Raw genomic sequence first — 22,390 nt, forward strand, 5'->3', positions numbered from 1 at the left:
TCCTCAGTTCGTCAAAGTTCAGAAAGTGGCCTCGCCATGGCCCAATTCGCGGATGCCGTCAACAACCTTGGCCAGCGCCATGCTGAGCGACCCCTTGGCCAGAACCACATCCCCCGCCGCGATCTGACCCGCCAGATCCGCCTGCACATCACCGCTGCTGGCATAGTGACCACCACGTTTGTCCGCAGGCAACGCCGCATGAAGTGCCCCCATCAGCGGGCCGATGCAATGCACCACATCGAGATCCGCCATCGCGGGCAGATCGGCAAGGGCCGCGTGCAGCTCGGCCTCCTGCGGTCCCAGCTCCTTCATATCGCCCAGATAGGCAATCCGCCGTCCCGCGCAGGGGGTCGCGGCCAGCACCGCCAGCGCCGCCGCGACCGAGGTCGGATTGGCGTTGTAACTGTCATCCAGCAGCAGGATCTCGCCCTGCCCCGCGCCAAGCGTCACGGTTTCACGCGCCCCGCGCCCGGTGACCGGCGACCAGAGCGACAGGCTTTGCACGGCCTTGGCCAGATCCAGATCCAGCGCCGCCAGACAGGCCAGCGCGCCAAGCGCGTTCATCGCAAAATGGGCGCCAAGCGACTGGATATTCAGGCGATATCGCTGCCCATCCGGCAGCGTGATCTCGGCCTCTGTCTCATCCCTGCGTGAGGCGGTTCCGGTCAGGCGATAGCCCGGCACGATCGGCCCCTGACCGGTGCCAAACCACTGCGCAGGGCGCGCTGCCTCCTCGGCAACGGAGTGCAGGATCGGAGCCTCGGCAATATCGGCGTTCAGCACCGCAACACCGCCCGGCTCCAGCCCGTCGATGATGGCGGCTTTCTCGGCGGCGATGCCCTCGATCCCGTCAAAGGCCTCCAGATGCACCGGCGCCACGGTGGTGACCATCGCCACATGCGGACGCGCCTGTTTGGCAAGCGGGCTGATTTCACCGGGGTGATTCATGCCGATCTCGATGACGGCAAATTCGGTGTCCCGCGGCATCCGCGCCAGCGTCAGCGGCACGCCCCAATGGTTGTTATAGCTGGCAACAGCCGCATGGGTGCGCCCCTGATCGGACAGCATGCGCGCCAGCATTTCCTTGGTCGAGGTCTTGCCGACCGATCCGGTGACCGCGATCACCCGTGCATCCGTGCGCGCACGACCTGCCCGGCCCAGAGCCTCCAGCCCGGCCTGCACGTCATTCACCAGCAACAGCGGCGCATCGTCACCGACGCCCTCGGGCCTGCGCGAGACCAGCGCCGCACCAGCGCCTTTCTCCAGCGCCTGCGCCACGAAGTCATGGCCATCCCGCGCCGCCTTCAGCGCCACAAAGAGATCGCCCGCCGCAATGCTGCGGGTGTCGATGGAGATGCCATTCACGCTCCAGTCGCCAATTGCCTGACCACTGGTGGCCGCTGCCGCCTCCTCAGCTGTCCAAAGGCTCATACCAACCTCCCGTCCAGAGCCGCGACCGCCATGCTGGCCTGCTCCACATCATCAAAGGGCAAAACATCACTGCCAACGATCTGGCCGGTCTCATGGCCCTTGCCACAGATCAGCAGCGCGTCACCCGGTCCCAGCGCATCAACGCCGCGCAGGATCGCCTCAGCCCGGTCGCCAACTTCCATCGCATCCGGCGCGCCGCCCTTGACGGCGGCGCGGATCACGGCCGGGTCCTCGCTGCGGGGGTTGTCATCGGTCACGATCACCAGATCGGCATTGTCCTGCGCCGCCTGCCCCATCAGCGGGCGTTTGGCGGCATCGCGATCACCACCGGCACCAACAATGGCGACCAGCCGGCCCAGCACATGCGGGCGCAGTGCCTTGATCGCGGTGGCCACGGCATCAGGCGTGTGGGCGTAATCCACAAAAACCGTCGCGCCATTTTCGCGCGTGGCCGCCAGTTGCATCCGGCCGCGCACCGTCTGCAAATGCGGCAGCGTCGCAAAGACCGCATCCGGGTCCTCGCCGCTTGCAATCACCAGACCGCAGGCCAAAAGGATATTCTCCGCCTGAAAGCCGCCAATAAGGTTGAGCCGCGCCTGATAGGGCCGGTCATGCCAGGTAAAGCGCATGTCCTGCCCCGAGGCGTCATAACGCGCACCGACAAGGCTCAGATCACCGAGACCGCGCCCGACCGATATCACCTCATGCCCGCGCGCAGCGGCGACCGCCCGCATCTCGGCGCCGCGCGGGTCGTCCATGTTGATGACGGCCACGCCATCATCGGGCAGCACCCGGCGGAACAGGCCCGCCTTGGCGGCGAAATATGCCTCAAACGTCTCGTGGTAATCGAGGTGGTCCTGGGTAAAATTGGTGAACCCCGCCGCCGCCAGATGCACACCGTCCAGACGCCGCTGATCCAGCCCGTGCGAGGAGGCCTCCATTGCGGCATGGGTAACCCCCGCCGCCGCCGCTTTTGCCAGCGCGTCATGCAGGGTAACCGGCTCCGGGGTGGTGTGGTTGAGCGGATGGCTCCAGGCGCCCTCAACCCCCGTGGTGCCGAGGTTCACCGCCTTATGGCCCAGCTCCACCCAGATCTGGCGCACAAAGCTCGCCACCGAGGTTTTGCCATTGGTGCCGGTCACTGCCACCATGGTTTCGGGCTGTGCGCCGAACCACAGCGCCGAGGCATAGGCCAGCGCCTGACGCGGGTCTTCGACCACCACCAGCGCCACGGTCGACTCGCGCAGCAGCTCCGCCGCAATCGACGCGCCTGCCGCATCGGTGAGAATCGCAGCCGCCCCATTGCCGAGAGCGGCGGGCACAAATTTGGCGCCATGCACCTGACTGCCCGGAAGGGCTGCAAACAGCCCCCCTTCGACCACCTTGCGGCTGTCCACGGCAATGCCATGGATCGTCGGATCGACACCGCCGCGAGCGGTCAGCCCCAGCTGGCTAAGAGGACGGTTTTCAATGGTGTCCATAGCAACCCCACCTGATCAGTTTGAGGTGAGGGTTATAGCAGCCATCTCATCCGGTTCAACTTGCGGTCTGAGGCCAAGCAGCGGCGCGATCCGACCGATCATTTCGCCAGCGACGGGCACAGCGGTCCAGCCTGCGGTGCGGCGCTCCTCGCCATGGGCGATGACCGAGGGTTCATCCAGCGTCACCACCAGCACATATTTCGGATCATGGGCCGGGAACATCGCGGCGAAGGTGGCGATGACCTTGCTTTCGTAATAGCCGCCGCGTGGTTTGGGTTTATCGGCGGTGCCGGTCTTGCCGCCCACCTGATAACCCGGAACCTCGCCAAAGGAAGCGGTGCCGCTGGTCACCACCTTGCGCAGCATGGCGCGGGCCTGACGGGCCGCCTCAGCCGACATCACCCGGTGGCCCAGCTGCGGCCCCTTCTGGCGCAGGATGGTGGGGCTGACATATTGGCCGCCATTGGCGATGGCCGCATAACCGGCTGCCAGATGCATCGGGCTGGTGGACAGCCCGTGCCCATAGGAAATCGTCACCGTGCTCAGCTCGCCCCATTTGCTGGGTTTGAGCGGCTTACCGCCTGCGGCCTCGGCGATTTCGATCGGCGTCGGATCAAACATCCCCATGGCGCGCAGGAAATCCTGCTGCCGCTGGGCACCGATCTGCAGCGCCAGGCGCCCGGTGCCCCGGTTGGAGCTGTTGACGATGATATCGGCGACACTCAGCTTGCCGTAGTTCTTGTTGTGGAACTCGCCAATCGGAAAGCGCCCGATCCGCATTGGACCGGAGGTGTCGATAATGGTCTCGGAATTCACCAGCCCCAGATCAACGGCCTGAGCTGCGGTGAAAATCTTGAAGGTCGAGCCGAGTTCATAGACGCCCTGCACCGCGCGGTTGAACAACGGGCTGTCGGAGGGATCGAAACCGGAGGTCGGCGGACGTGGGCGGTCATTGGGATCGAAATCCGGCAGCGACACCACCGAAATCACCTCGCCGGTGTGAACATCCATCAAGATCGAGGTGGCGCCTTTGGCGTTCATCAGCTTCATGCCGCCGAAAAGCACCCGCTCGGATGCCGCCTGCACCGTCAGATCCAGCGAGAGCTGCAAGGGCCGCCCGCCGTTGGCCGGGTCGCGCAGATAGTCGTCGAACTGTTTTTCGACCCCGGCAACACCGATCACCTCGGCAGCGCTGACGCCTTCCTTGCCGAAACCGGCGCCGCCCAGCACATGGGCCGCCAGGCTGCCATTGGGGTAAAGACGCATTTCGCGCGGACCAAACAGCAGCCCCGGATCGCCGATGTCATGGACGGCCTGTTTCTGTTCGGGGCTGATTTTTTTCTTGATCCAGATGAACTTACGCTTGCCGGAAAAATCCTTCAGCAGGCGTTCCAGCTCCAGATCGGGGAAAATCTCCACCAGACGCCGCGCCGCCCCTTCCGGGTCGACCATCTGCGGTGGCTGGGCATAGAGCGAATGGGTCTCGAAGTTGGTTGCCAGAATGCGGCCCTTGCGGTCGACGATATCGGCGCGCTGCATGGCAATGGCGCTGCCCGGCGCACTGGCGACCGGTTCGACCGGCTCCGAGGTGGCCAGCGTTGCCATACGGGCGCCAATCGCGGTGAAAGCGCAGAGGAAGAACATGCCCAGAACCAGCAGCCGCCCCTCGGCGCGCTGGCGGGCATGGGCCTGCATCTCGGCGTGGCGCTGGCGCAGGTTTTCGCGTTCGATGGCATCCGGGTTCTCGCCCCGCGCGCGCGCGGTCAGGATCCGCGCCAGCGGGCGTAGCGGCGTGCGGATCATGGCTGTGTCCCCGTTGCGGTCTGCCCATTGGCCCCAAGCGAGGAAACCTCAACCCCGTTGGTGAAATCCAGCAGCTCATCCTCCTGCGGCGGATAGGCGACCTCATCCACGCGGCCAAACTGTTCCGGGCGCAGCGGCAGCAGGCTGAGGCGATCAAAATTGAGTTCCGCCAGTTCGCGCAGCCGGTCGGGACGGTTGAGATAGGCCCATTCGGCGCGCAGCACGCTGAGCCGGACCTGCGATGCGCCGATCTGGCGTTGCAGGCTGCGGGTTTCCTTCAGTACCTGCTGGGTGGTGTAATTCTCGCGGTAGGCCCAGAAAGCCAGCCCAAAGACGGCGAGACAGGTGGCGATATAAAGCAGGGTCTTCATCAGCGTTTCTCTCTTGCCTGCGCCTGTTTCAGCCGCGGCATGCCAATATCCTTGGCGCTGATCTCAATCGGCGCGGCCCCGGTGCGGCGACCGACGCGCAGCCGGGCGGAGCGGGAGCGCGGGTTGTCCGCCAGCTCCTGATCGTCCGGCCCGACGGCCTTGCGGGTGACCAGCGTGAATTGCGACGGCGTTTCCTCGACCTCGGGGGCGTAGCGGTTGGCGCGACCGGTTTTGCCCGCGCGATGCTGGAAGAAGCGTTTGACCATGCGATCTTCGATGGAATGGAAGGTCACAACCGCCAGCAGACCGCCGGGTTTCAGCGCGCGTTCGGCGGCCAGCAGCCCCTCGAACAGCTCTTCATATTCGGCGTTCACCGCGATGCGCAGACCCTGAAAACTGCGGGTTGCCGGATGTGACTGGCCGGGTTTGGAGCGCGGCAGGCAGCTCTCGATGATTCCGGCGAGCTGGAGTGTCGTGGTGATCGGCGCCTCGGTGCGGGCCTTCACGATGGCGCGGGCAATACGGCGGCTGGCGCGTTCCTCGCCAAAGAGGAACAGGATATCGGCCAGCGCCGCCTCGTCCAGTTCCGCGACCAGATCGGCGGCAGAGGGGCCATCCTGCGACATCCGCATATCCAGCGGCCCGTCGCGCATGAAGGAAAAGCCGCGTTCGGCCAGATCCAGCTGCATGGAGGAGACGCCAAGATCGAGGACGACGCCGTCGAGATCCTGCGCATATTCATCCATGCGGGAGAACACCCCCTGTTGCAGGGTCAGGCGGCCATCGTAGTCGCCGATCCAGCTTTCAGCCATTTCAAAGGCCAGCGGATCGCGATCAACGCCGATCACGTGATCGGCCCCTGCCTCCAGCAGGCCCCGGCTGTAGCCCCCGGCCCCGAAGGTGCCATCGAGCCAGCGCCCGGAAACCGGCGCCACGGCTTTCAGCAGCGGACGCAGAAGGACCGGTACGTGAGGACCGGTTGAGGTTGGGCGGTCCGTTGTCATGGATCAAGCGCCTCCGGCGCCATCGAGGAATTCCGCCGGGTCAAAGTCCTCGGGCAGATCGTCCAGCCACTCCTCGGATTTTGCCAGTTCTTCCTCTTCATAGGTTTCAGGCTTCCAGATCTGGAAGGTGTCGCCGGCGGCGATGAAGAACGCCTCGGCCTCCAGATTGATCTTGTTGCGCAGCTTGGCGGGCAGCACCAGCCGCCCGGTTTCATCAACGGTGGTCGGGAAGGACTGACCGTGGAACATGCGCTGCAACATCTTGCGCGGCATCGAGCCGCGCGGCAAGGCGTCGATTTTGGCGTCGACTTCCTCGATCGCCTCCATCGTGTAGCATTCCAGGAAATTGCGGCGGTGGTCACCATAGACGATGACCAGTTCGGGGTTGCTGCCGGATTGCCAGTTGGGGTCACCCGCTTCCAGAACACGGCGAAAGGAGGCCGGAATCGAGACCCGCCCCTTTGTATCCACCTTGTGGTGGCTTTCACCTCTGAACCTACGGCCCAATCTATCGTCCCTTTTTTCAGCGTCCCTCGTGCCGAAGCTATCCCCAGAAGCAAAAGGGGCGGGCTGATCTGCTGCCACTGATCAACCCGCCTCCTTATCCCGACTTGCGGGGTGTCCGACTGCGCGCGCCACCTGGGGGGATGTCTGCTCGCTCGCGCGCCGGATCTCTCTATTTTCGATGAAAGCGAAGGCCTGTATGAAACCTGCTTCTTAGTAGTCTTGGTTGGGGTCGTTTGGTGCCCCTGCTCTTCGTCTCATTCGATGAACTAGGGATACTATGGGAATACGTGGGCGACAACTGTTTTTTATGGACCACATCTGCACATCTAGATAACGACGCGCCGATTCTGCGGGAAAGAATCGCAGATACGCCCAGTGGTAGATTAAGCCACCATAAAGGCCACTATATGTAGGGTCACATCTGGCTTGGAAAAAGTGCCATGATTTCCCAGAAATTTTGAGAGCGAGTCTGGAGAATCAGAATGTTCACATTCTGTTCATGGGTGCGTGTGGCAGTTGGACCGGGGCAATTCCCGTGATCCGGGCGATATCGCCTGAAAATCACGCCAGAACAGCACAGTGATTCGGGAAAGCGGGCCAAAATGTCTCGACGCCGCCCATAATTTCCCACATGGCCCATCAATTCCCACGCGGCCCATGATTTCCCAGCAGCGCCGGGAGCGTTTCAGCTTCGCGATCTAGGCCATGCCGCCGCGGATCAGACCTTCGGCCATTTTTGCATAGGCTTCGGCCATCAGACCGTCACCGGCAGCGATGGGAGTGCCATTGTCACCGGCCAGCCGGGTCTCAAGATCAATCGGCAGCGCCCCGAGCAAGGGCACCCCGATGCGCTCAGCCTCGGCAGCAACCCCTCCGTGACCAAAGATGTGATGTTCGCCGCCACAATCCGGGCAGGCAAAGAAGGACATGTTTTCGATCAGGCCCAGCACCGGCGTTTTCAGGGTGTTGAACATGTCAATCGCCTTGCGCGCATCCAGCAGCGCCACATCCTGCGGGGTGGAAACAACGATGGCACCGGACAGCTCGGCCTTGGTGCACAAGGTCAGCTGCACATCGCCGGTGCCGGGCGGCAGATCGACGATCAGCACGTCAAGCTCCCCCCAGTTCACCTGCCCCAGCATCTGCTGAAGCGCGCCCATCAGCATCGGGCCGCGCCAGACCACCGCCTTGGCCTCGTCAACCATGAAGCCGATCGACATCAGCGTGACGCCATGGGCGTGCAGCGGTTCGATGATCTTGCCGTCAGGGCTGGCGGGGCGGCCGCTCGCCCCCATCATGCGCGGCTGGCTGGGCCCATATATGTCAGCGTCGAGCAGGCCCACCTTGCGCCCCTGCCGGGTGAGCGCCACGGCGAGATTGGCGCTGACGGTGGATTTGCCCACGCCGCCCTTGCCCGATCCCACGGCGAGAATGCGTTTCACCCCGCTGGGTTTCAGCGGCCCCTGCTGCGGCTTGGGGTGGCCGCCCAGTTTCAGGGTCGGCGCGGGCCGCGCGGCGGCATCGGAGTGGGCGGTCAGCGCCGCGGAGACGCTCTCCACCCCCGGCAGCGCCAGAACGGTTGCCTCGGCGGCGCGGCGCAGCGGCTCCATCTGGGCGGCGATCTGCGGGCTGGGCGCCTCGATCACGAAGCTGACGCGACCTCCCTCCACCATCAGCGCGCGCAGCATGTCGCGCGAGACCAGCGTTCCGCCATCGGGCAGTTGCAGCCGCGCAAGGGCGTCGCGAATCTCATCCTGGGTGGGGGTCATGGCCTGTCTCCTGTTGGTTACCCGCCATATAAGACCTGCGGCCGACAAGCCCAAGACCGCATCGGCCCCTGTATAGGCTCCCGGTCGGCCCCAATCTGCGCGCGGCCTGTAGCCTGCCCGTTTGCCGCCTGCCGCGAATTTAGGCATCAGCACACCGATTGGCGCATACCTCGGCAAGATCAACCCGGTTTCCGCAAGGAAACCCATGCGTTTGCTGCATAGCAGAAATGCCCCTTTCAGGGATTGTGCGTGTGCAGCATTATCATATTTATGAGGCCAAGAGAGGCCGGGAACGGCCAGACATTCATAGACGTTAAGGACAACACCGATGGCCGCTGTTGACAATATCACAACCCGCAAAGGCGCTCTGGCCTTCAGCCCGCGCGCCATGTTCGACGAGCTGAAAGGCAAGATTGCACGCTACCGCCTGTATCGCCAGACCATGGATGAGCTGTCGACACTCTCCGGTCGCGAGCTGGCTGACCTGGGGCTGAGCCGCTCCATGCTGCGCAGCGTCGCCTATGAGGCCGCATACGGCACGAAATAAAGAGATCAGGCTCTCTTCTCCTCCTCCCTTGGGAGCCTGCTATCGCGGTGACATCCTCCTCCTCCCTGATGTCACCGCACCCTATACCGGCGTCATAGCCGGACCCTGATACACCATGCCTCCTCCTCCCTGATGGTATGGTGTTGTACAGAACGGCGGTGCCCTCCTCCTCCCTGGCACCGCCGTTTTTTTGTGCCTGATTGCCTGATCGGCAGCGCCTCCCATTGATGACAGGACGCAAAAAGGCGCCGGCAAACTGCCGACGCCCGAGCTGGTGCCCGCCTGCCGATGGCGGGGATCTATCGGTGCTGGATCAGACCCGCAGTCGGCGCGGTCAGAACGGCACGTCCTCTGCTGCGGTGACGAAACGGGCGACAACCTTTTTCGTGCCGGCCTTCTCGAATGCGACTTCCAGCTTGTCTCCCTCGATCGCGGTGATCGCGCCATAGCCGAATTTCTGGTGGAACACCCGTTCACCGGCAGTGAAGGCGGAGGTGGCGGTGAGGTCGATGACGCTGGACTTGCTTTCCTTGGGCTGGGACAGGCCACGCTCTCCGGCGCGGGACTGCATGCGTTTCCAGCCCGGCGAGTTGTACCCATCGGCAGAGGCCATGCGGTCCTCAATCGTGGAGCGCACGCCCCCGAAACCGCCCGGAGCCGCCGCGCCGTAGCCGCCGCCGTAGAGACCGGGCGGGGTCAGCACCTCGACATGTTCTTCGGGCAGCTCATCAATGAAACGGGAGGGCAGCTGCGATTGCCACTGACCAAAGACACGGCGGTTGCCGGCAAAGGAGATCGTGCAGATGTCCTCGGCCCGCGTGATACCGACATAGGCCAGACGGCGTTCTTCCTCGAGGCCCTTCAGGCCGCTTTCGTCCATCGAGCGCTGCGAGGGAAAGAGACCATCCTCCCAGCCGGGCAGGAAGACGGCAGGAAATTCCAGCCCCTTGGCGGCGTGCAGCGTCATGATGGAGACCTTCTGCGCCGCATCCTGTTTGTCATTGTCCATGATCAGGCTGACATGTTCGAGGAAGCCCTGCAGGTTTTCAAACGCCTCCAGCGCCTTGACCAGTTCCTTGAGGTTTTCCAGACGGCCCGGCGAATCCGGGTTCTTGTCGGTCTGCCACATGGTGGTGTAGCCGCTCTCGTCGAGGATGGTTTCGGCCAGCTCCATATGGGTCATGTCGGCGTCGCCCGCCAGACGTCCCCAGCGGGAAAGATCGGTGACCAGCTGGCGCAGGGCATTGCCGCCCTTGCCCTTGATCTGGCCGCTCTCCACCGCAAGCCGCGCCCCCTCGACCAATGAGACGCCATTGCTGCGCGCCATGGTCTGGATGGTCTGCTGCGCCTTGTCGCCAAGACCACGTTTGGGGGTATTGACGATCCGCTCAAACGCCAGATCGTCCTCCGGGCTGACCACCAGCCGGAAATAGGCCATGGCATCGCGAATTTCGAGCCGCTCGTAGAAGCGCGGCCCGCCGATGACCCGGTACGGCAGACCAATGGTCAGAAAGCGGTCTTCAAAGGCGCGCATCTGATGCGAGGCCCGCACCAGAATCGCCATATTGTTGAGGTCGATGGGGGCAAGGCCACGGGTGCCGCGCTGCATCGCCTCGATCTCCTCGCCGATCCAGCGGGCCTCCTCCTCGCCGTCCCAATGGCCGATCAGACGCACCTTCTCGCCGCCGCGTGCCTCGGTCCAGAGTTCCTTGCCCAGACGTCCGCTGTTGCCCCGGATCACCCCGGAGGCGGCGCTGAGAATATGTTCGGTCGAGCGGTAGTTCTGTTCCAGCCGGACCACATTGGCGCCCGGAAAATCCTTTTCAAACCGCAGGATATTGCCCACCTCGGCCCCGCGCCAACCATAGATCGACTGATCGTCGTCACCAACGCAGCAGATGTTCTTATGCGCGCCCGCGAGAAGCCGCAGCCAGAGATACTGGGCCACGTTGGTATCCTGATATTCGTCCACCATGATAAAGCGGAACCAGCGCTGATATTGTTCCAGCACATCCGGGTTGTCCTGAAAGATGGTGACCATGTGCAGCAGAAGATCGCCGAAATCGACCGCATTCAGATCCTTCAGCCGCACCTGATACTGCGCATAGAGGTCCACGCCACGGTGATTATAGGCGCTGGCATCCGCGACCGGCACCCGGGAAGGCGTCAGCGCGCGGTTTTTCCAATCGTCGATCACCCCCGCGAGCATCCGCGCAGGCCAGCGTTTGTCATCTATGCCTTCGGCCTTGATCAGCTGTTTCAGCAGCCGGATCTGATCGTCGGTGTCCAGAATGGTGAAATTGGATTTCAGCCCGACCAGTTCGGCGTGACGGCGCAGCAGTTTCACGCAAATCGAGTGGAAGGTGCCAAGCCAGGGCATCCCCTCAACCGCCTGCCCCAGCATTCCGGCGACGCGCTCCTTCATCTCGCGCGCGGCCTTGTTGGTGAAGGTCACGGCAAGGATCTCGTTTGGTTTGGCCGTGCCGGTGGTCAGCAGATGGACAATCCGCGCAGTCAGCGCCTTGGTCTTGCCGGTGCCGGCCCCTGCCAGCATCAGCACGGGCCCTTCCAGACATTCGACGGCGGCGCGCTGTGCGGGGTTCAGCCCGTCAAGATAGGGCATCGGCCGCGCCGCCATGGCCCGCGCGGACAGCGAAATCCCCTCATAGGGGTCGATATCGTCAAAACTGCTCATGGGCAGGACATTAACGTGATTCAATCCCGGCGGAAAGAGGGCGTTCACAGTCTGTTCCGCAGACATCCGCAACAGATCAACCGAGCAAATCCCGAAAATCTTCAGTAGTTTAAACCCCGACATACCGGAATTTAGGTTAACGATTAACACAATTGAAAACTCAACCGACCAGCATGGACCAGCGGCCATAGCGCCGTGAGGGCACTCTCAATCGGACGGCAGACGGCACCATGAAACCTGATCTCAAAACCAGCGTCGCGGAGAGAACCCGCAGCATGTCACTCCTTTTCGTGCTGGTTGTGGCCGCGGCCGCCTCGGTCTGGGCCGTTTTTGCGGTGCCAACCCCCATCGTCGATCACATGCTGGAAGCCGACATCCGCAAACAGGCGGAACTCTGGCAGCGGCGGATCGTCCTGCATATGGCAAACCCGGAGGAGTCGTTCGAGGAGGGCATCATCCAGCCGCATGACGCCCATATGCTGGCGCTGTTCACCGAGGAAACCGATGTCTACCGCTATCGCCTGCTGACCAGCTCGGGCGAAATTTTCTGGTCCTCGCGCAGCGATGAAATCGGCGAGTTTGAGGCAAATGTCTTTTTCACCACCAAGGTCGCCAAAGGTGAGGTCTACTATATGCACGATGCCTTGCCCGCCTATGACGTCGACGGGCTGACCCTGGCAACCGGCAACTACAACAGCGAGGTCACGCGGGAGATCGCACAGGTATACATGCCCCTTATTCATAACGGGCATTTCGACGGTGCGATTGATTTCTATACCGATATCACCGAGCTGCGGAATATCTTCATCAACCGGGTGCGGCTGTCGCTGATCGTGCTGACATCCATAGCACTGCTGGCAATGACAATTGCTGTTTATGTCGTGTTCAAATCGAACCGATTCCGCATGAACCAGCTGCGCCAGCGCAACGAGACCGAGCGCGAGATCCTGGACGAACAGCTGCGGCTTGCCCGTGAAGTGCAGCTGCTGGGCGAGCTGAACGAATGGCTGCAATCCAGCCGTTCGCTCGACGAGCTGTTCGACATGGTGGCCCGTTTCATGACCCATATCCTGCCGACGGCTGAGGGCAGCGTCTATGTCTACTCCAACTCGCGCGATGTGCTTGACGGCTGTGCCAGCTGGAATGGCGGCAGTCACAAGGACCACATCCACCCGGAAGAATGCTGGGGGCTGCGTCGCGGCCGCAGCTATGAATTCGGCTCCTCCGAGATTGATTTTGTCTGCGAACATGCCGAGCCGCATGACGGCCGCGCCTATTACTGTTTCCCGATTCTGGCCCATGGCGAGACCGTCGGCCTGATGCATCTGCGCGCGCTGAGCGACGCCACGGAAGAGTTCCGCAGCAGCAAGAAACTGGCCCAGATGTGCGCCGAACAGATCTCCATGGCGATCGCCAATGTGCGGATGCGCGACCAGCTGCATGATCAGTCGGTGCGTGATCCGCTGACCGGTCTGTTCAACCGCCGCCACATGACGGAGACCCTGCGCAAGAGCATCTCCAGCAGCCAGAAGAGCGGCACACCGCTGAGCCTGATTGCGGTGGATGTGGATCACTTCAAGAAGTTCAATGACAATCACGGCCATGATGCCGGTGACATGGTCCTGCGGGCGGTCGGCTCGGTGCTGGAACAGGCCTGTGACGGCGATGAAGTGGCCTGCCGTCCGGGCGGAGAGGAATTCACGCTGATCCTTCCCGGGGTCAGCCAGCAGGATGTGATGACCAAGGCCGAGCTGCTGCGCCAGGCCGTGGAGGCGATTGTCGTCCGCTACGGCGAGAAGGCGCTGCCGGGGATTTCGATCTCGCTTGGCGTGGCCCATTATCCGCGCCACGGCACGATGCCACAGGACCTGCTGCGCGCCTCCGACGAGGCGCTCTACGATGCAAAAGCGAAAGGCCGCAACCAGGTCTGTGTCGCCTCCGCCGCAGAGCAGGCGCCACGCAACCCTGTCGCGCAGACAGGTCCCTCAAAGCCGTCGGATTCGGGCAGCTCGATCGCTGCGGAGTAGGCCGGAGACCCCTGCCCCCGCAGCAGGAACCGGGCCGACGGGCATTGACCAAAGCCCCGTCACAGCGACCAAACGATGCACCCGGCGCCAGCGCCCCAGTTGCGGCGGCTGGATTGACGGCGTGACCGGGCAACTGGGCGCGTGGGCAGACCGCCTTCGACACGGGCTTCGCGCTCGCTGCGCGATCCTTCGGATCGGTCATTGACCAGCCAACAGGATGACACGCCCCGACGCCGACCGTTGGCCCATCGGGCGCGCAATAGCCCTCTTTTACAATTGGCGGACACATCGCGCGCCCGATGGGCCTGGCTCTGGGCCTGGCGTGGCCCCTCGACCCGGCGTGATCCCCGCAAGGCCGCGACAAGACACCGATCAGAAGGCTCGCAAGCAATAGAGGCACGCACAATGCACCGGGGTGGTAACGGATGGCAGCGACCCGCGAGAAAGGCACCAAAAGGGCGCGCAGCGGGTGGCGCATACGGACGACAACAGCGCCGGAGATGGAACGGGTGCGGTCCAAATAGTTACAAAAATGTTTCAATGCTGCACTCCACACTAGACTTTTGCTGCAAGGCAGCGACAAATGCGCAGCATGGATCTGCACCAGCGTTACCCCGCTCTCAGTGACCTTCGCCAGCGCGCCCGGCGGCGCCTGCCCCGTTTCGTTTGGGAGTATCTGGACAGTGGCACCGGGCGAGAGGCGACCACCGCCCGCAACCGCAAAGCGCTGGATTGTATCGGCTTTGCCCCGTCGATTCTGCATGGGCCGCAACAGCCCTCGCTCAGCTCCAAGTTTCTGGGCGTGTCGCGCCCGCTGCCGTTTGGCATTGCGCCAGTTGGCATGTCGGGGCTGATCTGGCCCGACGCGGAACGCCAGCTGGCCCGCTGCGCCGCGGCGCAGGGCCTGCCCTACTGCCTGTCGACCGTGGCAAGCCAGTCCCCCGAAGATCTGGCCGATGACCTCGGGGCGGCGCCGTGGTTCCAGCTTTACCCGCCGAAGGATCCCGCCATCCGCCGCGATATGCTGCAGCGCGCCAAATCCGCAGGCTTTGCCGGTCTGGTGCTGACAGTTGATGTGCCCGTGGCCTCGCGCCGGGAACGGCAGACGCGCTCCGGGTTGACGCAGCCCCCCCGGCTGACGCCCCGGTTGCTGGCACAGGTGGCGATGCGACCGGCCTGGGCCCTGGGCATGGCGCGCCGGGGGATGCCGCATATGCGGACGCTGGATAAATATGTGACCGGCCAGAGCGGCAGCCTGTCGTCGACGGCCCATGTCGGCTACCTGCTGCGCACCTCGCCCGATTGGGACTATGTGAAATGGCTGCGCGACCATTGGGAGGGGCCGCTGATCATCAAGGGGGTGATGCGCGCCGAGGATGCCGCACCGCTGGAGGCGCTTGGCGTCGATGCGCTGTGGGTATCGAACCATGCCGGGCGCCAGTTCGATGCGGCCCGCGCCACCATCGAGGCCCTGCCGGATATTCGTGCGGCCACCACCCTGCCGCTGATTTTCGACAGCGGTATCGAAGGTGGTCTGGATATCCTGCGCGCGCTGGCGCTGGGGGCGGACTATGTCATGTTAGGCCGCGCGTTCCACTTTGCCCTGGCAGCGCTTGGCCCGCAGGGGCCGGACCATCTGATCGATCTTTTGCGCCTGGATCTGCTGGCAAACATGGGCCAGCTGGGGGCGGAGGACCTGACGATGCTGCCGCAACCGCTCCCACTTCAGCCGATTGCGCCGCCATTTGCGACATTTAAGACCGATACGGACCTAAAATCTCCGCCGTAATCGTATTTTTTGCCGGATTCTGGCCTCAGGTCAGCGCTATCACGCTGTCCATACCCAGAACTACGTCTATACCGGACCCTAATTTGCGCTTATCACTCCGCCAAACTGCACGACCCCGAGGAAGCCATGACTGACTTCAAGAAAATCCTGATCGCCAACCGCGGCGAAATCGCCATCCGCGTCATGCGGGCAGCCAATGAGATGGGCAAGAAGACGGTTGCCGTCTATGCCGAAGAGGACAAGCTGGGCCTGCACCGGTTCAAGGCGGATGAAGCCTATCGGATCGGCGAAGGTCTGGGACCGGTGGCCGCCTATCTGTCGATTGACGAGATCATCCGCGTGGCCAAGGAAAGTGGCGCCGATGCGATCCACCCCGGCTACGGCCTGCTGTCGGAGAACCCGGATTTCGTGGATGCCTGCGCCCGCAACGGCATCACCTTTATCGGTCCGAAGGCGGAAACCATGCGCGCGCTCGGCGACAAGGCCAGTGCCCGCCGCGTCGCAATCGAGGCCGGCGTGCCGGTGATCCCCGCCACCGAAGTGCTGGGCGATGACATGGATGCGATCCGCGCCGAAGCGGCTGAGGTCGGCTATCCCTTGATGCTGAAAGCCTCCTGGGGCGGCGGCGGTCGCGGTATGCGCCCGATCCACAGCGAATCCGAACTTGAGGAAAAGGTGCTGGAAGGCCGCCGCGAAGCGGAAGCGGCCTTTGGCAATGGCGAGGGCTATCTGGAAAAGATGATCACCCGCGCCCGCCACGTCGAGGTACAGATCCTGGGCGACAAACATGGGCAAATCTACCACCTTTATGAGCGGGACTGCTCGGTGCAGCGCCGCAACCAGAAAGTGGTCGAGCGTGCGCCCGCCCCCTATCTGACCGAGGAACAGCGCGCCGAAATCTGCGATCTGGGCCGCAAGATCTGCCAGCATGTGAACTATGAATGCGCAGGCACCGTCGAATTCCTGATGGATATGAACGACGGCAAATTCTACTTCATCGAGGTGAACCCGCGGGTGCAGGTGGAGCATACGGTGACCGAGGAAGTCACCGGCATCGACATCGTGCAGGCGCAGATCCTGATCGCCGAGGGCAAGACCATTGCCGAGGCCACCGGCAAGGCGTCGCAGGACGAGATCCAGCTCAATGGTCATGCGCTACAGACCCGGGTGACTACCGAGGATCCGCTCAACAACTTCATCCCGGATTACGGTCGAATCACCGCCTACCGCTCGGCCACGGGCATGGGCATCCGTCTGGATGGCGGCACCGCCTATGCGGGCGGCGTGATCACCCGTTACTATGATTCGCTGCTGACCAAGGTGACGGCCAAGGCCCCCACCCCGGAAAAGGCGATTGCCCGCATGGACCGCGCGCTGCGTGAATTCCGGGTGCGCGGTGTCAGCACCAATATCGCCTTTGTCGAGAACCTGCTGAAACACCCGACCTTCCTGTCGAATGAATACACCACCAAATTCATCGACGAGACGCCGGAGCTGTTCCAATTCGCCAAGCGCCGCGACCGCGGCACCAAGGTGCTGACCTATATCGCCGATATCTCGGTGAACGGGCATCCCGAAACCGAAGGTCGCCCGGCGCCTCATCCCGATCTGAAAGAGCCGCGCGCGCCCAAGGCCGATGCCGCGACGCAGCCCTATGGCACCCGCAACCTGCTGGAGCAAAAGGGCGCGCAGGCGGTGGCCGACTGGATGAAGGCGCAGCGCCAGCTGCAGCTGACTGATACCACGATGCGCGACGGCCACCAGTCGCTGCTGGCCACCCGGATGCGCAGCCATGACATGATCAAGGTGGCCCCGGCCTATGCCCAGAACCTGAGCCAGCTGTTCTCGGTCGAGTGCTGGGGCGGTGCGACCTTCGACGTGGCCTATCGCTTCCTTCAGGAATGTCCCTGGCAGCGCCTGCGCGACCTGCGCGAGCGGATGCCAAACCTGATGACCCAGATGCTGCTGCGCGCCTCCAATGGTGTCGGCTATACCAACTATCCCGACAATGTGGTGCAGAGCTTTGTGAAACAGGCAGCCACCGGCGTTGATGTGTTCCGCGTCTTTGACAGCCTGAACTGGGTCGAGAACATGCGCGTCGCCATGGATGCGGTCGTTGAAAGCGGCAAGATCTGCGAAGGCACCATCTGCTATACCGGCGATATCCTGGATCCGAACCGCGCCAAATACGACCTGAAGTATTATGTCGGCATGGCCAAGGAGCTGGAAGCGGCAGGCGCGCATATTCTGGGCCTGAAGGACATGGCGGGCCTGCTGAAGCCGGCCGCTGCCCGCCAGCTGGTCAAGGCGCTGAAAGAAGAGGTTGGCCTGCCGGTCCATTTCCACACCCATGACACCTCGGGTGTGGCTGGTGCCACCATCCTGGCGGCAGCGGATGCCGGCGTCGATGCGGTGGACGCCGCTATGGACGCCTTCAGTGGCGGCACCTCGCAGCCCTGCCTCGGCTCCATCGTCGAAGCGTTGCGCAACACCGACCGCGACACCGGGCTGGACATCGCCAAGATCCGCGAAATCTCGGACTATTGGGAACAGGTGCGGATGCAATATGCCGCCTTTGAATCCGGGTTGCAGGCGCCCGCCTCGGAGGTCTATCTGCACGAGATGCCCGGCGGCCAGTTCACCAACCTGAAGGCACAGGCGCGCAGCCTGGGGCTGGAGGATCGCTGGCATGAGGTCGCCCAGACCTATGCCGATGTGAACCAGATGTTCGGCGATATCGTGAAGGTGACGCCCTCGTCCAAAGTGGTTGGCGACATGGCACTGATGATGGTCAGCCAGGGTCTGAGCCGTGACGACGTCGAGGATCCGAAGAGTGATGTGGCCTTCCCGGACTCGGTTGTCGACATGATGCGCGGCAACCTCGGCCAGCCTCCGGGTGGCTTCCCTGAGGGGATCGTCTCCAAGGTGCTGAAAGGCGACGCGCCCAATCTGGATCGCCCCGGCGCCCATCTGGACCCGGTCGATCTGGAAGCGACCCGTGCGGAGCTGTCGCGGGAGCTGGAAGGCAAGGCCGTCGATGACGAGGATCTGAACGGCTACCTGATGTATCCCAAGGTGTTCCTCGACTACATGGGCCGCCATCGCCAATATGGTCCGGTCCGTAGCCTGCCCACCCGCACCTTCTTTTACGGGATGGAACCGGGCGAGGAGATCACCGCAGAAATCGACCCCGGCAAGACGCTGGAAATCCGCCTGCAGGCCATCGGCGATACCGATGACAAGGGCGAGGTGAAAGTCTTTTTCGAACTCAACGGCCAGCCCCGCGTCATCCGCGTGCCGAACCGTCTGGTCAAGGCGACGACGCAGGCCCGGCCCAAGGCCGAGCAGGGCAATGCAAACCATGTCGGCGCGCCGATGCCCGGTGTCGTGGCCACCGTTGCTGTGCAGGTTGGCCAGCCGGTGCATGAGGGCGACCTGCTGCTGACCATCGAGGCGATGAAGATGGAAACCGGCATCCATGCCGAGCGCGATGCGGTGGTGAAGGCCCTGCATGTGCAGGCAGGCGGGCAGATCGACGCCAAGGATCTGCTGATCGAGCTGGAGTGATCACAGCCCGCGCCTGTCACCGATGACAGGCACTGCGACTATCATATGAAGGCGTCCCCGCATTCCGGGGGCGCCTTTTTCTGTCGGATGGCGCGGTCTGCCAGATGCGCGGTGGTCAGATCAGCGCCTGTGTCTCGATCTGTGGTGGCATCAACACCGGGGCCTCGGCGGTATGAAGACCCCCAGCCTGCCCATCCGTGGTGAGTTTGGCGCCGATCGCCAGACCAATGGCGACGGTCAGGCCAAGGATGCGCAATGTGTCCAGCCTGTCGTCCAAGGATTTACCCATCCGGTCGCGCAGCGGTTTGCTAAGCAGTGTCATCTCGGGGCTCCCTTTCGGTTTCGCAGATATCTCCGCGGGTTGGCCCGGCTCGTTGGCTCGCAAACATCAGGTCGTCTTGGCCAGGCTCATGTCATCATCATAAGGGTAAAACGCCGCACGTGGCGGCTTCCGTCGCTCAAAACACCGTGACGGTCATTTTTTGCCGACGGCTTTGCGTTTTTCCCTTGCAGCCCTGCCTGTGAATGACTAAATCCGCTTCACCGAATGGCAGCGCGGGCGTAGCTCAGGGGTAGAGCATAACCTTGCCAAGGTTAGGGTCGGGCGTTCGAATCGCCTCGCCCGCTCCATTTGGATACATGAAAAGGCCACCGCTTGCAGACGCAACGGTGGCCTTTCGCGTTTGTGAAATACGACATAGCCTCTGGCTTGCGCGGAATCACTTCAGCGCCTAAGAACAGAGCGCGAACAGCTGCAACGGCAGCATGAGAACAGGTGATACGGCAGCATGCTCACATCGGTAGAACTCTGCGCTGGTGCAGGCGGCCAGGCACTGGGGCTTGAGAAAGCCGGCTTTGACCACACCGCGCTGGTCGAAATCGACAAACATTGCTGCGCCACCCTGCGCCATAACCGGCCCCAGTGGAATGTGCTGGAAGAGGATGTGCGCGCCTTCAAGGCGGATGCCGACGCCTATCGCGGCATTGACCTGCTGGCCGGCGGGCTGCCCTGCCCACCATTTTCGGTGGCCGGCAAACAGCTGGGCGAGAAGGACGAGCGCAACCTCTTTGACGATGCCATCGAAATCGTCGCCGCCACCCGCCCCCGCGCGGTGATGATCGAGAATGTGCGCGGCTTTCTGGATGCGGTGTTCCATGACTACCGCGAGAAGCTGAAGAAACAGCTGGCCAAACTGGGCTATGAGACCGACTGGCGCCTGCTGAATGCTTCCGACTTCGGCGTGCCGCAGCTGCGCCCGCGGGTGGCCATCGTCGCCCTGCGCAAGGAATTCTCCGGCCAGTTCAACTGGCCCGAGCCGCTGCCGCATAATCCCCGCACCGTGGGCGAGACCCTGCTTGACCTGATGAAGGAACGCGGCTGGGGCGGGGCCGAGGATTGGGCCGCCAGGGCCGATGAGATTGCGCCAACGATTGTGGGCGGCTCCAAGAAACATGGCGGGCCGGACCTCGGCCCCACCCGGGCGCGGCGCGCCTGGGCCGCCTTGGGCGTCGAGGGGCGCACCATCGCCTATGAGGCGCCGGATCCCTTTCACAACGACATGCCGCGCCTCACCGTGCGGATGGTGGCGCGCATTCAGGGCTTCCCCGACAGCTGGCATTTCACCGGGGCCAAGACCAACGCCTATCGCCAGGTCGGCAATGCCTTTCCGCCGCCGGTGGCCGAAGCCGTGGCCCGGCAGATCCGTCAGGCCATCGCACGCCCCAGCCTGAAGGTGGTGACCAGCCCTGCCACCGGGCGTTGATCGGGCCGTCGTGATGGCGCTGCGCGATGTGGGGCCACATCCTGCCCTGTCACCTTTCCCAAAATACTCAAGCCACGGCTGCAACCGGGAACAGGCTCTGCGATGAAACAGAAACTGCCGCCCAGCCGGATCCATCCCGGCCATGCTGATCACCTGCTGCTCAGCGCGCTGGCACAGGATATCACCAGCCGCGCAGGCGGCCCGATGGAGCTGGCGGCGGGCTTTCCGCTGATGCTGCGCACGTGCATCGACGATGTGATCCTGACCGCCAAGACAGGGCGGCGCGCCTATGAGGATCTGGAAAAAACCGAGAAGACCTATATCGGCACCCGCGTCGAGATTGAGCTGCGGGCGCTGCTGCGCCTGCCAAAGGGGCGGCTGGATACCGTGATCCTCGGCCATGATGTGGATATCAAACACACCATGGGCAGCAATTGGATGATCCCGACCGAAGCCGTCGACCAGCCCTGTATCCTGGTGGCGGCGGATGAGCCGCGGGCGCGCTGTTACCTCGGGCTGATCGTCGCGCGGCAGGCCTATCTGACCGCCGGTCAGAACAAGGACGCCAAACGCTCGATCTCGGCCGAGGGGTTTGGCAATATTCTCTGGCTGCTCTGCGATCAGCCCTATCCGGCCAATTTCTGGCGCCTGCTGCCGGAGCGGGTGGTGGCGCGTATCTTTGCCGGGGAGAGTGGCAATGCCCGGATGGCGACGCTGTTCCGGGAGGTGCAGCGTCAGCCGATTCCCCGTGACGTCGTCGAGGCGGTGGCCGCGCAGAAGGATTTCATGCGGCGGATCCGCTCGGATGGCGGCCATGGCACGCGGGACCTGCTGGGGCGGGAGGGCATCGTTATCCTCGAGGGGCGCAAGGATGCGCAGCTGATCCGCGCGCTTGACCTGCCCCATTGCGGCGGCTCGGAGTTCATATCGGCGCAGCTCTCCAACCTGATGCAGGCGCGGCTGGCCGCCAGCGCTGGTCACACGATCCGCGAAGATTTTTTCGATCCGGGGTGAAAACCCGCTGTTTTTCGGTTGCAGCCCTGCGCGCAATTGCCTATTCACCGCCTCACCGGATGGCAGCGCGGGCGTAGCTCAGGGGTAGAGCATAACCTTGCCAAGGTTAGGGTCGGGCGTTCGAATCGCCTCGCCCGCTCCATCAGGATCACAAAGGCCGCTCTTTTGAGCGGCTTTTTGTTTTTCTACCAAAAACACAGGGTTACCCGGCCATCTGCGGTGTCTTTACGGCGATGATGCTTGCGGCGATCTGGATCTGCGCGCAGGGCTGACGTGCGGGTGGGCGTCCGATTAATTTCTTCACGCAGCTGTCATTTTTCCTCTTGCAGGTGCTGCGTCAATTTCCTAAACACCGCCTCACAAATGGCAGCGCGGGCGTAGCTCAGGGGTAGAGCATAACCTTGCCAAGGTTAGGGTCGGGCGTTCGAATCGCCTCGCCCGCTCCATTTGGACTGCAAAGGCCGCTCTTTACGAGCGGCCTTTTGCGTTTCCGCACCCGGATCAGCGCCACGATGCGCTTGCGCGAACATTTGATCAAATTCCTTTGACGCGACTCTCAAAACCCGCCAATGCTGTGCCAAAGGGGCCAGAGCCCCATCGCCTATGCGCCACAGGTCTGGCG

Annotated in this window: 15 protein-coding genes and 3 tRNA genes; 9 read left to right on the top strand and 9 right to left on the bottom strand. The window is 63.2% G+C overall.

The annotated features are described in order from the left end of the window. Window positions 1–18: 18 nt before the first annotated feature. The 7 genes from VWZ81_RS15790 to VWZ81_RS15820 form a co-directional block, all read right to left on the bottom strand. On the bottom strand, window positions 19–1,431 hold the full coding sequence (locus VWZ81_RS15790) for a UDP-N-acetylmuramoyl-tripeptide--D-alanyl-D-alanine ligase (protein ID WP_416543601.1): 1,413 nt from the start codon (window positions 1,429–1,431) through the stop codon (window positions 19–21). Further along, window positions 1,428–2,912: a UDP-N-acetylmuramoyl-L-alanyl-D-glutamate--2,6-diaminopimelate ligase gene (locus tag VWZ81_RS15795; RefSeq protein WP_416543599.1), complete on the bottom strand. Its 1,485-nt coding sequence runs from the start codon at window positions 2,910–2,912 to the stop codon at window positions 1,428–1,430. The genes VWZ81_RS15790 and VWZ81_RS15795 overlap by 4 nt, the downstream gene beginning before the upstream one ends. A gap of 15 nt (window positions 2,913–2,927) precedes the next feature. Then, window positions 2,928–4,715 (bottom strand): peptidoglycan D,D-transpeptidase FtsI family protein, encoded by a 1,788-nt coding sequence (locus VWZ81_RS15800; protein WP_416543597.1) that lies wholly within the window; start codon window positions 4,713–4,715, stop codon window positions 2,928–2,930. Then, window positions 4,712–5,086 carry a cell division protein FtsL gene (ftsL, locus tag VWZ81_RS15805; RefSeq protein ID WP_014874069.1) on the bottom strand — a complete coding sequence of 125 codons (375 nt, stop codon included), beginning with the start codon at window positions 5,084–5,086 and terminating at the stop codon, window positions 4,712–4,714. Before ftsL ends, VWZ81_RS15800 begins: the two co-directional genes overlap by 4 nt. Further along, window positions 5,086–6,090: a 16S rRNA (cytosine(1402)-N(4))-methyltransferase RsmH gene (rsmH, locus tag VWZ81_RS15810; RefSeq protein WP_416543595.1), complete on the bottom strand. Its 1,005-nt coding sequence runs from the start codon at window positions 6,088–6,090 to the stop codon at window positions 5,086–5,088. Before rsmH ends, ftsL begins: the two co-directional genes overlap by 1 nt. A 3-nt stretch (window positions 6,091–6,093) precedes the next feature. Continuing rightward, window positions 6,094–6,597: a division/cell wall cluster transcriptional repressor MraZ gene (gene mraZ, locus VWZ81_RS15815; protein ID WP_340545033.1), complete on the bottom strand. Its 504-nt coding sequence runs from the start codon at window positions 6,595–6,597 to the stop codon at window positions 6,094–6,096. A gap of 698 nt (window positions 6,598–7,295) precedes the next feature. Then, window positions 7,296–8,366, bottom strand: a complete 1,071-nt coding sequence (locus VWZ81_RS15820; RefSeq protein ID WP_340545032.1) for an Mrp/NBP35 family ATP-binding protein — start codon at window positions 8,364–8,366, stop codon at window positions 7,296–7,298. A 328-nt stretch (window positions 8,367–8,694) separates the two neighbouring features. Between VWZ81_RS15820 and VWZ81_RS15825 the strand changes: the two genes are divergently transcribed. After that, window positions 8,695–8,913 (top strand): DUF1127 domain-containing protein, encoded by a 219-nt coding sequence (locus tag VWZ81_RS15825; protein WP_340545031.1) that lies wholly within the window; start codon window positions 8,695–8,697, stop codon window positions 8,911–8,913. 334 nt (window positions 8,914–9,247) lie between these two features. Here the strand turns inward: VWZ81_RS15825 and VWZ81_RS15830 are convergent, their stop codons facing one another. Beyond that, window positions 9,248–11,608 (bottom strand): ATP-dependent helicase, encoded by a 2,361-nt coding sequence (locus VWZ81_RS15830; RefSeq protein WP_340545030.1) that lies wholly within the window; start codon window positions 11,606–11,608, stop codon window positions 9,248–9,250. Between the two features lie 230 nt (window positions 11,609–11,838). Between VWZ81_RS15830 and VWZ81_RS15835 the strand changes: the two genes are divergently transcribed. The 3 genes from VWZ81_RS15835 to VWZ81_RS15845 all read left to right on the top strand — a co-directional run bounded on the left by VWZ81_RS15835 (window position 11,839) and on the right by VWZ81_RS15845 (window position 18,991). Beyond that, window positions 11,839–13,635 (top strand): diguanylate cyclase, encoded by a 1,797-nt coding sequence (locus tag VWZ81_RS15835; RefSeq protein ID WP_416543593.1) that lies wholly within the window; start codon window positions 11,839–11,841, stop codon window positions 13,633–13,635. A 583-nt stretch (window positions 13,636–14,218) separates the two neighbouring features. Then, the gene (locus VWZ81_RS15840; RefSeq protein ID WP_416543591.1) at window positions 14,219–15,424 is read left to right on the top strand and encodes an alpha-hydroxy acid oxidase; all 1,206 of its coding nucleotides are present in this window, start codon (window positions 14,219–14,221) and stop codon (window positions 15,422–15,424) included. 126 nt (window positions 15,425–15,550) lie between these two features. Then, complete coding sequence (locus VWZ81_RS15845; protein ID WP_416543589.1) at window positions 15,551–18,991, top strand: pyruvate carboxylase; 3,441 nt, start codon at window positions 15,551–15,553, stop codon at window positions 18,989–18,991. A 115-nt stretch (window positions 18,992–19,106) separates the two neighbouring features. On the opposite strand, the gene VWZ81_RS15850 is transcribed toward VWZ81_RS15845, so the two are convergent. Continuing rightward, on the bottom strand, window positions 19,107–19,313 hold the full coding sequence (locus VWZ81_RS15850; protein ID WP_416536746.1) for a hypothetical protein: 207 nt from the start codon (window positions 19,311–19,313) through the stop codon (window positions 19,107–19,109). Between the two features lie 233 nt (window positions 19,314–19,546). On the opposite strand from VWZ81_RS15850, the gene VWZ81_RS15855 reads away from it, so the two are divergent. The 5 genes from VWZ81_RS15855 (at window position 19,547) to VWZ81_RS15875 (ending at window position 22,214) form a co-directional block, all read left to right on the top strand. Continuing rightward, window positions 19,547–19,621 (top strand) — tRNA-Gly (locus VWZ81_RS15855). Between the two features lie 158 nt (window positions 19,622–19,779). Next, on the top strand, window positions 19,780–20,754 hold the full coding sequence (locus tag VWZ81_RS15860) for a DNA cytosine methyltransferase (RefSeq protein ID WP_416543587.1): 975 nt from the start codon (window positions 19,780–19,782) through the stop codon (window positions 20,752–20,754). A gap of 102 nt (window positions 20,755–20,856) precedes the next feature. After that, complete coding sequence (locus VWZ81_RS15865; RefSeq protein ID WP_416543585.1) at window positions 20,857–21,768, top strand: NaeI family type II restriction endonuclease; 912 nt, start codon at window positions 20,857–20,859, stop codon at window positions 21,766–21,768. Window positions 21,769–21,835: 67 nt separating this feature from the next. Next, window positions 21,836–21,910: transfer RNA gene (locus VWZ81_RS15870), tRNA-Gly, on the top strand. 229 nt (window positions 21,911–22,139) lie between these two features. Then, window positions 22,140–22,214: transfer RNA gene (locus VWZ81_RS15875), tRNA-Gly, on the top strand. The last annotated feature ends 176 nt before the right edge of the window (window positions 22,215–22,390 follow it).

Origin of the sequence: Phaeobacter sp. JH20_34 (genome assembly GCF_048056095.1) — a bacterium.
In the GTDB taxonomy this organism is placed as follows: domain Bacteria; phylum Pseudomonadota; class Alphaproteobacteria; order Rhodobacterales; family Rhodobacteraceae; genus Phaeobacter; species Phaeobacter bryozoorum.